This is a genomic window from Paenibacillus suaedae (genome assembly GCF_032337355.1).
Lineage (GTDB): Bacteria > Bacillota > Bacilli > Paenibacillales > Paenibacillaceae > Paenibacillus_B > Paenibacillus_B suaedae.
Map to the genome: position 1 here is coordinate 1,326,756 of NZ_JAVYAA010000002.1, position 14,367 is coordinate 1,341,122.

Annotated in this window: 11 protein-coding genes, 14 tRNA genes and 2 rRNA genes; 1 reads left to right on the forward strand and 26 read right to left on the reverse strand. The window is 47.4% G+C overall.

The annotated features are described in order from the left end of the window. Window positions 1-87: 87 nt before the first annotated feature. The 10 genes from RQP50_RS13565 to RQP50_RS13610 all read right to left on the reverse strand — a co-directional run bounded on the left by RQP50_RS13565 (window position 88) and on the right by RQP50_RS13610 (window position 5,432). Entirely contained in the window at window positions 88-1,263 is a 1,176-nt protein-coding gene (locus RQP50_RS13565; RefSeq protein ID WP_072730350.1) for a cation:proton antiporter, read from the reverse strand. A 171-nt stretch (window positions 1,264-1,434) separates the two neighbouring features. Then, window positions 1,435-2,175, reverse strand: coding sequence for a BofC C-terminal domain-containing protein (locus RQP50_RS13570; protein ID WP_072730349.1), 741 nt, complete (start codon window positions 2,173-2,175; stop codon window positions 1,435-1,437). Window positions 2,176-2,538: 363 nt separating this feature from the next. Beyond that, on the reverse strand, window positions 2,539-2,745 hold the full coding sequence (locus RQP50_RS13575) for a hypothetical protein (RefSeq protein ID WP_021257042.1): 207 nt from the start codon (window positions 2,743-2,745) through the stop codon (window positions 2,539-2,541). Further along, a complete protein-coding gene (locus RQP50_RS13580; RefSeq protein WP_072730348.1) occupies window positions 2,738-3,139 on the reverse strand; it encodes a YxlC family protein in 402 nt (133 codons plus the stop codon). Before RQP50_RS13580 ends, RQP50_RS13575 begins: the two co-directional genes overlap by 8 nt. Further along, window positions 3,132-3,656: an RNA polymerase sigma factor SigY gene (sigY, locus tag RQP50_RS13585; protein ID WP_072730347.1), complete on the reverse strand. Its 525-nt coding sequence runs from the start codon at window positions 3,654-3,656 to the stop codon at window positions 3,132-3,134. The genes RQP50_RS13580 and sigY overlap by 8 nt, the downstream gene beginning before the upstream one ends. A 189-nt stretch (window positions 3,657-3,845) precedes the next feature. Further along, a tRNA-Pro gene (locus tag RQP50_RS13590) sits at window positions 3,846-3,922 on the reverse strand. Between the two features lie 6 nt (window positions 3,923-3,928). Beyond that, window positions 3,929-4,011: transfer RNA gene (locus tag RQP50_RS13595), tRNA-Leu, on the reverse strand. A 30-nt stretch (window positions 4,012-4,041) separates the two neighbouring features. Further along, a tRNA-Arg gene (locus RQP50_RS13600) sits at window positions 4,042-4,118 on the reverse strand. Window positions 4,119-4,124: 6 nt separating this feature from the next. Further along, a tRNA-Gly gene (locus RQP50_RS13605) sits at window positions 4,125-4,199 on the reverse strand. Window positions 4,200-4,412: 213 nt separating this feature from the next. Continuing rightward, window positions 4,413-5,432, reverse strand: a complete 1,020-nt coding sequence (locus tag RQP50_RS13610; RefSeq protein ID WP_315745738.1) for an asparaginase — start codon at window positions 5,430-5,432, stop codon at window positions 4,413-4,415. 163 nt (window positions 5,433-5,595) lie between these two features. On the opposite strand from RQP50_RS13610, the gene RQP50_RS13615 reads away from it, so the two are divergent. After that, window positions 5,596-6,462, forward strand: coding sequence for an AraC family transcriptional regulator (locus RQP50_RS13615; protein WP_072730345.1), 867 nt, complete (start codon window positions 5,596-5,598; stop codon window positions 6,460-6,462). Window positions 6,463-6,522: 60 nt separating this feature from the next. Here RQP50_RS13615 and RQP50_RS13620 read toward each other — a convergent pair whose 3' ends face one another. The 16 genes from RQP50_RS13620 to RQP50_RS13695 all read right to left on the reverse strand — a co-directional run. Then, window positions 6,523-7,803 carry an MFS transporter gene (locus RQP50_RS13620; RefSeq protein WP_315745739.1) on the reverse strand — a complete coding sequence of 427 codons (1,281 nt, stop codon included), beginning with the start codon at window positions 7,801-7,803 and terminating at the stop codon, window positions 6,523-6,525. Between the two features lie 65 nt (window positions 7,804-7,868). Then, window positions 7,869-9,554 carry a ribulokinase gene (locus RQP50_RS13625; protein WP_072730343.1) on the reverse strand — a complete coding sequence of 562 codons (1,686 nt, stop codon included), beginning with the start codon at window positions 9,552-9,554 and terminating at the stop codon, window positions 7,869-7,871. Between the two features lie 16 nt (window positions 9,555-9,570). Beyond that, complete coding sequence (locus RQP50_RS13630) at window positions 9,571-10,683, reverse strand: MDR/zinc-dependent alcohol dehydrogenase-like family protein (protein WP_315745740.1); 1,113 nt, start codon at window positions 10,681-10,683, stop codon at window positions 9,571-9,573. Between the two features lie 250 nt (window positions 10,684-10,933). Continuing rightward, entirely contained in the window at window positions 10,934-12,055 is a 1,122-nt protein-coding gene (locus RQP50_RS13635; RefSeq protein WP_072730341.1) for an ROK family protein, read from the reverse strand. A 249-nt stretch (window positions 12,056-12,304) separates the two neighbouring features. Continuing rightward, window positions 12,305-12,380: transfer RNA gene (locus tag RQP50_RS13640), tRNA-Lys, on the reverse strand. Window positions 12,381-12,394: 14 nt separating this feature from the next. Then, window positions 12,395-12,469: transfer RNA gene (locus RQP50_RS13645), tRNA-Glu, on the reverse strand. Between the two features lie 33 nt (window positions 12,470-12,502). After that, window positions 12,503-12,579, reverse strand: a tRNA-Asp gene (locus RQP50_RS13650). A 5-nt stretch (window positions 12,580-12,584) separates the two neighbouring features. Then, window positions 12,585-12,660 (reverse strand) — tRNA-Met (locus tag RQP50_RS13655). Window positions 12,661-12,666: 6 nt separating this feature from the next. Then, window positions 12,667-12,742, reverse strand: a tRNA-Val gene (locus tag RQP50_RS13660). A 63-nt stretch (window positions 12,743-12,805) separates the two neighbouring features. Beyond that, a tRNA-Val gene (locus tag RQP50_RS13665) sits at window positions 12,806-12,881 on the reverse strand. Between the two features lie 45 nt (window positions 12,882-12,926). Continuing rightward, a tRNA-Met gene (locus RQP50_RS13670) sits at window positions 12,927-13,002 on the reverse strand. A gap of 107 nt (window positions 13,003-13,109) precedes the next feature. Further along, window positions 13,110-13,184: transfer RNA gene (locus tag RQP50_RS13675), tRNA-Glu, on the reverse strand. A 4-nt stretch (window positions 13,185-13,188) separates the two neighbouring features. After that, window positions 13,189-13,281 (reverse strand) — tRNA-Ser (locus RQP50_RS13680). A 1-nt stretch (window position 13,282) separates the two neighbouring features. Continuing rightward, window positions 13,283-13,358, reverse strand: a tRNA-Asn gene (locus tag RQP50_RS13685). A 9-nt stretch (window positions 13,359-13,367) separates the two neighbouring features. Next, window positions 13,368-13,484, reverse strand: a 5S ribosomal RNA gene (rrf, locus tag RQP50_RS13690). Between the two features lie 203 nt (window positions 13,485-13,687). Next, a 23S ribosomal RNA gene (locus RQP50_RS13695) occupies window positions 13,688-14,367 on the reverse strand; the annotation flags it as partial.

A 14,367-nucleotide genomic window follows, 5' to 3' on the forward strand; every position in this document is an offset into this window, starting at 1 on the left:
TGTTCACTCCATTATAACATAGATCGTGAAGAAGAGAATGAGTCATTCCTATGATGTTTGCAGGGAAAACAGCCTACTTACGGCCGATTACTTCCCAGCTGATACTTGATTTGCCGCTGTCTCAGTTGTAGAATGACGGAATGCTATCTTCAACATCGGAGGCGTCACCAATGTCGTCATAATGATGACAATAACGAATGGTGTGAAATACACTTTATCGAACAAGGCGCCTTCAAGACCCGTCGTTGCAATAATAAGTGCAACCTCACCGCGGGATACCATTCCGGAGCCGATCCCGATCGCACTCTTGCGATCAAATCCAGTCAGTCGAGCTCCCAATCCACAGCCGAACAGCTTCGTTACAATTGCAATAACGGTAAACAGTACAATAAACCATACATACTCCCCGAGGCCTTCGAAGTTGACATTAATCCCAACACTTACGAAGAAGATTGGTACGAAGATACCGTAAGCAATTGGCTCAAGGCGATGTTCTACCTCATGCTTGAACTTCGTCTGCGAGATGGCAATCCCGGCAGCGAATGCACCGATAATGCCTGCAACGCCCAAATAGTCTGCAAAGTAAGAAAAGGCAAAACAAATAATAAGTGCCGCACTAATAACAGCTTCGGTAACGCGAAGCGGTGCAAGCCACTTCATCACTCGAGGCACTACATAAATCCCTGCTAGTATTGCTACTACGAAGAAAAGAACTTTTTTCCCGATAATAAGTCCGATTGAAGCGCCACCGCCTGCACCGAGCAAGCTGAGCATGAAGGCAAGAAGTATGACAACCAGGATGTCATCCACGACGGCTGCACCAAGAATGGTCGTACCTTCCCTAGTGCTAAGCTGTCCTAGATCCTTCAGTGTCTGTACCGAAATACTTACCGATGTAGCGCAGAGCAGCAGACCAACAAACATGGATTGGTTCGAATCTAATCCGAACAACAGACCACCACTATATCCACCGATAAAAGGAAGAATGACCCCGCCGATTGCTACTGCGAACGCCGCCTTCCAATTCTTCTTCAATTCATCCAAATCTGTCTCCAGACCAGCAATGAACATAAGCAAAATGACGCCAACTTCCGCCATTTCCTTAATTAGTTCACCGTCTGAAACCCATCCGAGCACAGCTGGGCCGATAATTATCCCCACAATGAGTTTACCAAGTACGGCTGGTTGACCCAATCGTACAGTGAGATCACCTGCGATCTTTGTCGAAGCCAAAATGATGAGCAACATGAGAATAAGTTCCATTGGCATTCCCCTTTCCGCTGTACAATTATTATGACCGCAAACCGACATTTTTTTTGTAGGTGGCTAAGGGCAATCCATACCATTTTTCTTTATGTTACATTTCATGACCTAAACCCGAGAATATACAAAAAAAGAAGGACGTCGGTTACGGCGTCCTACTTGTTACTGCCTCTATTTTGTAATACGTTCATTCGAGTGGGTTGGTTTCATGACTTTCTTCGTCTCTTCGATCGCATAATCGCTAAACGTAGACAGCACACTATGATAAGCATCGACATCTGTAATGCGGATCCCTTGATATAGCTGCTTCATTACCTTCGGAGGAAGCGAACTCTCCATGGACTCTACATCCAATTGGAAAAATGTACGTATCACCTTTCCACCTTCAGGCGGACCGTCATACAACGTCAGATTCCCATCCTTATCGAGACTAATATGCGCCTTATCCTTGCATGTACCTGACAACTCTTCAACCTGTTCCTCCAGGATCACCCGTCCGTTTGCATCCATGGATACCGACCAGTCTGGATGGTTGAGCACGAGCTGAATAATGTCACGTGTTGGCTTTGCACCCAACACTTCATCATTTTTTCCGCATATATATTGCTTGCGAGCAATAACTTCACGCTGTTCATCCTGCTGAACCAACTGCGCGATCACAAGCTGGGCTGATTCATTAAGCTTAGACTCATTATCCTTCCATAAGGCGAAGGTCTCAATCGAAGATGGCTTATCATAGTCCGCCAGCATACTGCGCACACGATCAGACAACTGTATCCCAATGGCAACTACCGCTACGAACAACACAATTGCAGCCAAAGACCATATCGGCTTGCGGAAGCGCCGCAAACGCTTCTTCCATTGCTTCACTCGAAAATAGAACCTAGAGACGGTACGGTGTTCTCGAGCCATAAGTAATCCCCTCTAACTGCTTGTTAATTTGAGTAAAGCATTTGATTCCACGATGCCAGAATCATCTTGCTTTGCTCACAAGAAAAAGCCGCCAGAATCATCACTTATAGATGTTGTTCAAAAAGTCCGCTTTTGATCACGAAGTAAATCATGAAGTGGACTCGGCATCGAATCTTGAATTCAGCCGGACCTTCCGGTGCTCATGTACCTAAAACGTACATTCCGCTCCTCAGGCCCTAGCTTCATCCAATCTTCTCGGTGTTGAAAACCGGTCTTTTTGAACACGCACTTATATACTTGGAGGCTTTTCTTATAGTGTGGCCCAGATAAAGGGGAAGTTATACAATTAATCTGTCTGTTCCTTCATTTCAATTTTCTCCACGGCCGAATAACGAAGCATATATAGACAAGCAGCGGGAGAGGGGTTCCCGTGAATCCCCAGATCCCCCAGAACCAAGGGTACTTATTCCGCCTGCGAGCATCCAAAAACAACCAAGTTCCTTGAATGAGCAGAATGATTCCAATTAGAACCCAGACCCACCAAGGGACATTCTCAGTACCATTATTCATTCTGCTCACTCCCATTGCTCGGATGGATACAAATTGCCCAAATAAGAACTGCGCCACACAGGGAAATGAGCTGCATCCAGACATAGATATACCAATTCGCTTGGGCAAGACTGCACCCGCCGCCAACTAGCAGCAATGCAGCACTCCATAAGACAAGCAGTTCTTTCCACAGCCGTTTACGGTTCCTCTTCTTCGCCTGAAGCAATACCTGCTGGATGTGGGCAGCACTCGGATGCGGAGAATGGCGATCACTCCATTCATCTAAGTGTTCCCAGTGAGGATGCAGTCTCTCCTCCCACACCGAGTCCTGTTCCGGATGTGTAGCATGATTGGACATCGGTACTTGATGTAGAGAATCTACATGTCCTTTCTTGTTATCTTGCTTCTCACTCATCTTGCTTCCACTCCTTCCGCAGCTTCTCCAAGCCATAGTGCATGCGTGATTTTATCGTACCTGCTTGAACGTTCAACATTTCTGCAATTTCATTAACCTGATATCCATAATAATATTTCAACACAATTGGAGTCCTCTGTTCGTAGGACAACTCACCAAGGAGCTCCAGCGCTGCCGTCCACTCCATATTGCTTGATTCCATTTGATAGCGCAGCTGACGTACAGCTTGTTCCTGCTCTCGCCATTTGCTCTCCACTTTCTTGCGGCGCATCTTGTCATAAAACAGGCGTGTCGCAATCGTAATTAGCCATGACGAGAATCGTGAACTCCCATTGTACGTATGAATCTTCTCCATACACCTCACCATCGTGTCTTGAACCAAATCTTCAGCATTCGAAGAACTCATCGTTAATTTCAAGGCATATTTATATAGAAAGGAGTAATTCTCATGCAGCAGCACAGCAAGTTCATCCATGTCTCCTCTGACTGCTCGCTCTATCCGATGCTGCTCAGACATGTATTCGCCTCCTTTCTTTAATATCATAACGCAACGAGCTTTGCGCAAAGCATCTATATTACGTATTAGCATTAAGAATCGTTCAAGAGAAATTGAAAAAAGTTGAAAAATCATCTAGGAAGGAAGGGTGGAAAAAAAGAAGGATTAGAATAGCAAAAACCGTCGGTTATAACCGACGGTTGATGATAATGGTCGGGACGACACGATTTGAACATGCGACCCCCTGGTCCCAAACCAGGTGCTCTACCAAGCTGAGCTACGTCCCGAATGGATGGTGCCGGTGAGAGGACTCGAACCTCCACGGTTTCCCTCACGATTTTGAGTCGCGCGCGTCTGCCAATTCCGCCACACCGGCTTAGTAGAAATAATCCATTATGAAATTAAGTGGCGCGCCCTGAGAGATTCGAACTCCCGGCCTTTTGATTCGTAGTCAAACGCTCTATCCAGCTGAGCTAAGGGCGCATATTCTGGAGCGGACAACGAGATTCGAACTCGCGACCCTCGCCTTGGCAAGGCGATACTCTACCACTGAGCTATGTCCGCATATTATTGTGTTAACCAATCTGTACAACTTCATTTGCTTCGTTGTCGTCGTTGCCGTTCAACAAGGACAAGTAATAATATATCAGACTGATAATTGAATTGCAAATCTTTTTTAAAGATTTCTTGGTGGTATTTTTTTCTTGTCAAAAAACCTGCTTGCCAAGCCATATCTCAGCTCATACAAGCAGGTTCTAATAGTATGTTCTTAGTTTCTTATGATCTAACCCACTCAAGTGTAAAAGCAGGCTTGCGAATTCCTACTACCCTCGAATTGTCGTTTTTCGTCTCCGCAGGGCTCAGCTTTTTTAAGCGTTCGATGGTTGCTGTCGTCGGGTATTGAATCTGCTCTAAAATGTCAGCAGCAATGATCGGCCATTGATCTTCCGATCCGTCCATCACTTTGAAGGCTATCCCTATTCTCTGCTCGCGCAAGCCGAAGCAATAGATGCCTTTGGCTCCGCCTTTCGCTACGATATTCGGATCCTGCAGCAGTGTTGGACAAATAAGCTCCGTTCCGGATACATAGAATGGATGTTTGTTCATTAGACTCGTCAAGCGTGTAATCGCTCTGCGCACTTCCTCATCTGCAATTAAATCCGGACAAGCCAATCTCAAATACAAGAGGGCTATATTGCGAATTGGAATCGCATATACCGGGAACCCGCAGCCATCCGTTCCTAATTTAATTTGCCGGGCTGGCACATCAGCAAGCTGAGACATCAAGCGTAGCACCTTCTGCTGAACGGGATGCTCCGGTTCTGCATAATTATCGGTTGGCCACCCCATCATCTTGCATAATGCCAGAACACCTAAGTGCTTGCCCGAGCAGTTGTGATATAAGGAGCGCGGTGGCTGCCCGTTGGCAATCCGCTCGTCCCTCGCAGCGCCATTCAGTGGATAGGTAGGCTTGCATACGAATTGATCCTCAGTGATCCCCGTCTTCTTCATGAACGATTCCAGTGCTTGTACATGGAACTGCTGTGCACGATGAGATGCAGTCATTAAGACGATCTCTTCCTCACTTAATCCGTAATGCTCCGGAACACCTGCTAACAAAGCAGGGAGCGCCTGCACCGGCTTCGAAGAAGAGCGCATAAAGCTTACATAGTCAGGGTCGCCAACATGGAATAGTGTCTCAGCTTGTTCGTTAACACCTACAATATGTCCTGTATATGCACATTCCAACCAACCGCCTCGTGATTCCTCTACTAACACCTTGCCCAAATCAACCATTATTGTTCCTCCTCGCCAATACATGCTGTCATCATTCTCATTTCAAGACTTCCCCTATCATGACATAACTCTGCAAACATAGTATCATGTTCCTAGCTGCTCGTATTTATAACAAGTTCCTGTCAGTTATAAAAATTTCCGCTAACGAACCGGAGGGATAGGCATGATGACCATTGCGGATATAAGGCCATACATCCGTGCAGCGCATATGTATAATTACCGAGGAACGCGAGAGGAACAGTTGCGCAGAGGATACAGCTATGCATTCCACTTATTCTTGGACGGCCATGGCCATATGACGATAGATGACCAACGATATGCGGTCGCGAACGGCACGCTCATCTTTGTCCGCCCTGGACAATGGCATTCCTTCGAGCATGCACCAAATGAAACGATGAATGCATGTAATATCTACTGCGATCTATGGGAGGCTCCTCCGCCGAACCAGCCTACCTTTGCTTATGAATGGGATGAATTCGATCCGAGGTGGTTAACCGCACATAACCCTTGCTCAGAACTGGAATCATTGCCGACCTGCACTTCGCTTCGCCCTTATCCTTACTTCATTGAGCTGATGAAGCATGTGCTTACCGCATATAATCGGCGCGGCTGCTATACGAAGCAGGCTGCATCAGCTAGTTTTTACTCCTGGCTGATTCAATGGTACGATGCAAGCAGATTGCCCAATCCTACGGATTATCGCATAGCTCGAATCTTGGAGCGAATGGACGAACATCCCGAGCAGCGGCATTCGGTTGATTACTGGTGCAGCGAATGCGGGCTGGAAAAGTCCCAATTTTATCGGCTTTTCAAGCAAGAGACAGGAGCATCGCCTAAAGCGTATTTGCTGCAGGCTCGCATGAAAAAGGCGGCCGTTTTGTTGATGGAAAGCCGCCAATCAATTACGGAAATCGCACTAATGTTGGGCTACGATTCAATCCATTACTTCTCAAATCAGTTTACCTACGTGTATGGAATCAGTCCTACCTTATACCGAACAAACAATAGTTACCAGAAAATTGATCGCTAGCATTATGATAAAAGCAGCCCTCTCCCAAGTGGAGAAGAGCTGCTTTTTTAGGTAACCTTATTAAGCGCTTACAATTTCGGTGTGTGCACTCGCGTCCTTCGTTGTTTTGTCCTCAGCAGGGAGCGTGACAAAAATCATCATAACGCCTGCTGCTGCAAATAGCCCAGCGAATAGCCACGTAATGCCGGCGTAACCGAGGCTTCCAATAAATAAAGCAACAAGAGCTGGACCAACGAATGCGCTCAATCCCGCGCCCAGGTTTAAGATTGACATCGCTGCACCCTTTTCTTCCTTTACCAAAGACGGGGCTATCGCAGACAATGGCACGAAGCCTGCCAGACATCCGCCCCACAAGATCCCGACAATTTGCACAAGCCATACATTGCCTGCCGCAAGTTGAGGAACGTAAAAGAGTAAAATCGTAAAGAAGGCCGAGCCTGCACATCCAAACCACATTACCGTATTTCTCCAGCCAAGCTTATCGCCCACAATGCCAAACAGCAGGTTGAACGCGATGTTTCCGATAAAAATCATAGCCCATAGATGCAGCCAGGATGAAATGCTAATGCCATGACTCTCCATGTATAGCGGCATATATATGGGGAAGCCGAATTGTGCAGCCGTATTGATGATGCGAACTAAGCCGACCAATACGATTTTCGGTTCCTTTTTGACAATTGCCAATCCTTTGGCAAGCTCTTTTACTTTGTTGTCATGCTGTTCTGCCTTGGCCTTATCCAGCTTGCCGCCGGGATTGATGACCAGTGCGAACAATGCCCCAAGCAGTACCCATACGATTGCACTCCATAGTGTATTGATATGCCCCAGGTGCTTCAATGCCCAGGTGGAATAGTATGCGCCGAGTACGTTCATGCCCCCAGTGAACACGAACCAGAACCAGCCGACAGCCGTTCCCAGCTTCTTCTGAGGTGTCTGATAAGCGATCCAGACGAGGAACGAGTATGCGAACAAAGGATAGCCGAGACCCTTAAACGCATACGTCGGCAGCATCGTTGCAAATGAAAGCTGGGTAATTCCTAAACCAATAAAGCCTACGGAACCGAGAATGTATAGAATTAACCCGGTCAACATTGCTTTTTTAGGTCCAATCGCGTCAACGAATAATCCGGACAGGAAAGAAGACAATGCAATCGTAACCCCGTATACCGTAAATAAAATGCCGGATTGCTGTACGGTGAGTCCCTGTTCAACCAGATATGGGCTTAACCATCCCTGCTCCAGACCATCCCCCATCATAAAGATCAGAATGCCGAGATAGCCCCAAGCTAGAGATGAAGGAATACCTATTTTGTCCAAAATATGTTTGTCTTTCAAGTGCATCACTTCTTTCCTGGATGATCTATTCCTTCTTCTACTGTCCGTAATGCAGCTATTCTATAAAGATGTTAATTTGAACTCTCTCCACCCATCACTTCCAATTTAATCGCTTTCAATTGTTTAATCGGACTCTGTTTATTGCGACCAAAATAATCATGCAGCCGCACATACTGGGCATAGAGTCGATTATAAATCTCCCGGTGCTTACCTTGCGGCTCATACGTTTTCTTAATGCCTCCACCCATTGCTTTCCCAGCCTGCTGAATGGAGTCGTATCCTCCATTAGTACTGCCTGCCGCTACGGCTCCGAGCATGGCGGCCCCCATCGCTGTTCCTTGCTGAGTTGCCGCGACGTGAATCGGCATGCCGATGATGTCCGCGAAGGTCTGCATAATGAATGGGCTTTTTTCCGCAATCCCGCCTGTAGCCATGATTTTGGCAATCGGAACTCCGTGCTGTACAAAGTTCTCAATAATCATCCGCTTCCCGAATGCAACTGCTTCAACCAATGCTTTGTACATTTCTTCGGCTGTCGTAGCCGTCGTCATGCCGAACATTGATCCTGTCAGATCCGCATCCACCAGAACGGAACGGTTCCCATTCCACCAATCCAGCGCAATCAAGCCGCTGGCGCCGGGCTTAATCTTCTCTGCCTTCTCATTGAGAAGCTGCAGCACATGCTTGTTCGCAGCTCTGGCCTCTTGCCCTAGGCGCTCTGGCACACAGTGATTCGCGAACCATGAGAAATGGTCTCCCATGCAGGATTGTCCTGCCTCATAGCCGTAGAACCCAGGCAAAATGCCGTCCTCGCAAATGCCGCTAATGCCCGGCACCTTCACTGCCGTTTCACTGACCAGCATGTCGCAGCCGGATGTCCCCATCACCATTAGTAAAATATCGGGAGTCGTAATCCCGCAGCCGATTACGGCGCAATGGGCATCGCCTATTCCTACGGATACCGCTGTCCCCGCAGCCAGTCCCGTCCATTTTGCGCTCTCTTCTGTAATTGATCCAGCTCTTGTGCCGACCGGATAAATGGTTCTCGACATTTTCTCGTCAACGACGTGTTCCAGCTTTGGATCGAGCGCTTTCAAAAATGAATTTGATGGAAATCCGTTTTGCTTGTGCCATATGGCCTTATATCCAGCTGTGCAGCTATTTCGTGTTTCTGTGCCAGTTAGCTGTAGTGTAATCCAATCGGCAAGCTCCATGAACCGATCTGCGGCTTCATATATTTCGGGCGCTTCATTAAGAATTTGCCATATTTTTGGAAACATCCATTCTGAGGAAATTTTCCCACCGTAGAAGTCCAAAAATTCCTCGCCCCGCATACGGGCTATATCATTAAGCCGGTTGGCTTCCTCTGCTGCCGCATGGTGCTTCCACAGCTTCACATACGCATGCGGATTGTTCTTGTATGCATCCAGCATGCATAGTGGCGTTCCATCCGCCTTTACGGGAAGCATCGTGCATTCCGTAAAATCGGTGCCGACGCCAATGATCTGACGGGCATCAATGCCGCTCGTTTCCAGAACCTTTGTCAGCGTTGCAGTGGTGCATTGTAAATAGTCCTGCGGATGCTGCAAAGCCCAATCCGGCCCCAGCTTCGTTACGCCGTCCGGCAGCACCTGATCCATTACGCCGTGAGGATAATTCATCTCTGCAGAAGCACTTATCTCTCCAGTGGATACGTTAACAAGTATCGTACGGGCGCTTAATGTGCCATAATCAATTCCAACTACATAGTTCTCCATTTTGCATTCACCCTTTTTAGAACGTAATTGCAACCTTGAAATCACCATGCTTACCAGATGCATATTCAAAGGCTTCTTCCCATTGCTCAATCGGGAACTTGCGAGTCACAATGCCGTTCGTTTTCAGATTGCCGTTTGCAACATTTTCAATGACGAATGGGTAACAATATGGGCTCAAATGTGATCCCAATACATCCAGCTCCTTGCGGTCTCCGATGATGGACCAATCCACGGTAGTCGGCTCCCCGAACACGCTGAATTCCACGAAGCGTCCAAGCTTGCGAATCATGCTCAATCCTTGCGTTACGCTGGAAGGATGTCCTGTCGCTTCGATGTAGATGTCGCAACCGTAACCCTCCGTCATATCCAAAATCGCTTGAACCACATCCGTCTCTTTCGGATTAAGGACGATATCCGCGCCAAATTCCTTCGCCTTTTCCAAACGGTTCTCAACCAAATCCAGCACAATCAATTTTTTTGGATTTTTCATTCTCGCATATGTGATCATTCCTAAGCCCAGAGGCCCCGCCCCAGAGATAACGACGACATCCTCGCATCCGATTTGCGCCCGATCCACGGCATGCTTCGAGCAAGCATAAGGCTCAATCAGCAGCGCAGACTCCAATTCCATCTGTCCAGGCACCTTATGGACAACCGCCGTTTTCGGGTATCGAACATATTCCGCCATTCCCCCGTTGTTCGAGCCTTGGAAACCGAATATGTTATGGGGCTGGCACATCCAGTACTCCCCTCTTTTGCAAAATCTGCATTCTTGGCAAGGAACGATCTGATCCGCAGTTACTCGATCCCCAATTTTGAAATCGGTTACATTTTCGCCAATTTCTACGATTGTTCCTAAAAATTCATGCCCCGGAATAAACGGAGGCTTCACCCATTCTGGCTGTGTCTCGTCGCCCCAGAACATTGCTGCGCCATGCATGCACTTCAAGTCTCCTGCGCAAATGCCGCATGCTTCCGTTTTAATGATCATATCGTCTGGCCCGCATTCAGGCGTAGGATAGTTGGCTTCAAAGCGGTAATCATGCTTCCCATACGCTACAAGCGCTTTCATAGTTGCTGGTACGTTCCCTGTCGTGGCTTTTAAGCTGGTAGATTGTTGTTGATTCATTATGCATCCGCCTCCCCAATAAGTAAATTACTTTTGTTAAAGTGTTTTATAAAACTACTTAATGCAAGGATATTCCCTCTCGTCCTTCTTGTCAATATGCAATTAAAAAATAAGTATTATTTTGCAGTACAAGATGCGAAGCATTTCCTGCTTGTCAGCCGATTGAAAGATAAAAAAAACGCATGAAGCAGGTAAAGGAACTTGACTCCTCTTGACCTACTCCATGCGATGCTGTAAGCTTGGTATCTTCTTATATTTGATTAATGAACTGATCGATGAAGGGCAGAGCAGCCCCAGCCGCAATAGCCTCCGTTTTATAACTGCAAATGCGCACATAATCTGCATGATCTTCGAACGTATTGCGGCTGGCCACCAGCTTCTTCAACGTATCGATATAATTCTCCATATAAGCCCCTACGTAACCGCCAAGGATAATGTCACAGTCGAACAGCATGCGAATATTATTAATGGCGATCGAAAGATGGCGCAAATAGTTGTCCCAAACGATCAGCTTTTCACGATTGCCGCCCTGTACCTCCTCAAAAAAACGCCCCAAACTCCCATCAGCTGTATCTGCTAATAAAGAAGCTGAGCAATATGCCTCAAGGCAGCCCTTTTGACCGCAATAACAAGGGAGACCGTCTGGAATGATCGTAATATGCCCGATTTCCCCACTCTTTTGATTCTCTCCGGCAAACACTTTATTTCCAATATAAACGGCTCCGCCAATATTATTGCTAAGAGAAATATAAAATGCATTTTTCGTGTCCGGCGTCGCCCATATTTCCGAGAACCCAGCCGCATTCGCATCATTCACAAGAATGGCCGGATACGGTATGTACTTGGTGAAGCGCTGCAGCGTCTCTCCGGTGAAATTCAGGATCTTCCCGTAAAAGACAGTCTGGTGGTCTTCCGTAATCAATCCCGGCACCCCGATGCCGACACCTAATATTTTCGAATCGTCAATATCCAGTTCTTTTATGTCCTCCTGAATGATATTTCCCAATAACTGAAAATAAGGATCCGAGGTTTCAAACTTTTGTCTTCTTCTGTTTATGTGGATAATATCCCCATTTAAATCAACAACCACTGTTGTGACATGGTTCCGCGTAATATCTAAGCCAATAGCGATTTTGGCATCGCTTATATAAGAATAGACCTGTGCATTGCGTCCTCCGGTATTACCAATTTTCCCCGTATTCGCAATCAGCTTCTCCTGCAGCAAATAATTTAAATTCTGCGTAATGGTTGGTAAGCTAATCTGCAAATGCTGCACAATATCCTGCTTAGATAAGTTTTTTTCTTGCCGCAGCAGCATATATATTCGATTTCGATTGAATTCCTTAATATTAACGGTTTTGTCTACCACCATAACGTCCCACCTTATTGAAACCCTTTTATAAAAGGAGTTAGTTATCTATTCCTTTAATCATAATGTCTTTCGAATAAAACATCAATAGAGCATGCCCTTATCATAATTCTAGGGGTAGTACAAATTAGCACCCTTAAATCAAAGATTGCGTACTCAGAGCATCTTACGCTCTCTCGAATCAGCTCTCCTTGTTCAAACAACGACAAAAAAAGCCCGACGCTTCCGCATCAGGCTGAAAATTGCACAAACTGGTGAGCCATGAAGGACTCGAACCTTCGACACCCTGATTAAAAGTCAGGTGCTCTACCAACTGAGCTAATGGCTCTCATAAGAGAGAAATGGTGACCCGTAGGGGATTCGAACCCCTGTTACCTCCGTGAAAGGGAGGTGTCTTAACCCCTTGACCAACGGGCCTTATTCAATTTGATCATTTCTCAAGAAGAAAAATGGCGGAGCTGACGGGATTCGAACCCGCGGTCTCCTGCGTGACAGGCAGGCATGTTAGGCCTCTACACCACAGCTCCATATTTGGTTGCGGGGGCAGGACTTGAACCTGCGACCTTCGGGTTATGAGCCCGACGAGCTACCAACTGCTCCACCCCGCGATATGATGGTGGACGCTGACGGGATCGAACCGCCGACCCTCTGCTTGTAAGGCAGATGCTCTCCCAGCTGAGCTAAGCGTCCATATAATATTTCATATAAATGCTATGTATCTTAATCTATCAAAAATTATTTCATAGCTCTTTATGGTGGACACTAACGGGTTCGAACCGCTGACCCCCACCCTGTCAAGATGGTGCTCTCCCAGCTGAGCTAAGTGTCCTTAACAACTCAATCGCAATCCTATATAAGATAGTGATTACATATTTGGTTGCGGGGGCAGGACTTGAACCTGCGACCTTCGGGTTATGAGCCCGACGAGCTACCAACTGCTCCACCCCGCGATATTCACGCTGGATACTAACAAATTTGAATGTAATGATCCCACCCTGTTCAGATGGTTCCTATCTAGTTGACTAGTACCCTGTACTACGTAATTTCATTCATAAAATGGTGACCCGTAGGGGATTCGAACCCCTGTTACCTCCGTGAAAGGGAGGTGTCTTAACCCCTTGACCAACGGGCCAAACTGGCGGAGAGAGAGGGATTCGAACCCTCGAGACGCTTGTGGCGCCTACACGATTTCCAATCGTGCTCCTTCGACCAAACTCGGACATCTCTCCATGGCTCCCCGAACAGGACTCGAACCTGTGACAACTCGATTAACAGTCGAGTGCTCTACCAACTGAGCTATCAGGGAATATTAACTGCTTGGCGACGTCCTACTCTCCCGGGACCCTGCGGTCCAAGTACCATCGGCGCTGGAGGGCTTAACGGTCGTGTTCGGGATGGGTACGCGTGGAACCCCTCCGCCATCGCCACCAAACAGCATTGGCATTAGCCAATATGAAATTCAGGTTCAGCACGACCAAGTGCTGTGTACGTTTCTTCGTCTGCACTAGTCAGACTCCAAAACATTGCACCCTGAAAACTGAATGCGAAAGTTAGTGCTAATTGTTCATCCGGGGCCCCCGAAAAGGTTTCGGTGTTGCTGCAAAGCTTCACGTCACTTTTTGGGGTTTAATCTTTTAGGATAAGCCCTCGACCGATTAGTATTGGTCAGCTCCACACATTGCTGTGCTTCCACCTCCAACCTATCTACCTCGTCGTCTTCAAGGGGTCTTACTAATTGGGAAATCTCATCTTGAGGGGGGCTTCACGCTTAGATGCTTTCAGCGCTTATCCCTTCCGCACATAGCTACCCAGCTATGCTCCTGGCGGAACAACTGGTACACCAGCGGTGCGTCCATCCCGGTCCTCTCGTACTAAGGACAGCTCCTCTCAAATTTCCTACGCCCGCGACAGATAGGGACCGAACTGTCTCACGACGTTCTGAACCCAGCTCGCGTACCGCTTTAATGGGCGAACAGCCCAACCCTTGGGACCTACTTCAGCCCCAGGATGCGATGAGCCGACATCGAGGTGCCAAACCTCCCCGTCGATGTGGACTCTTGGGGGAGATAAGCCTGTTATCCCCAGGGTAGCTTTTATCCGTTGAGCGATGGCCCTTCCATGCGGAACCACCGGATCACTAAGCCCGACTTTCGTCCCTGCTCGACTTGTAGGTCTCGCAGTCAAGCTCCCTTATGCCTTTGCACTCTTCGAATGATTTCCAACCATTCTGAGGGAACCTTGGGGCGCCTCCGTTACTCTTTAGGAGGCGACCGCCCCAGTCAAACTACCCACCTGACACTGTCCCCGAACCGGTT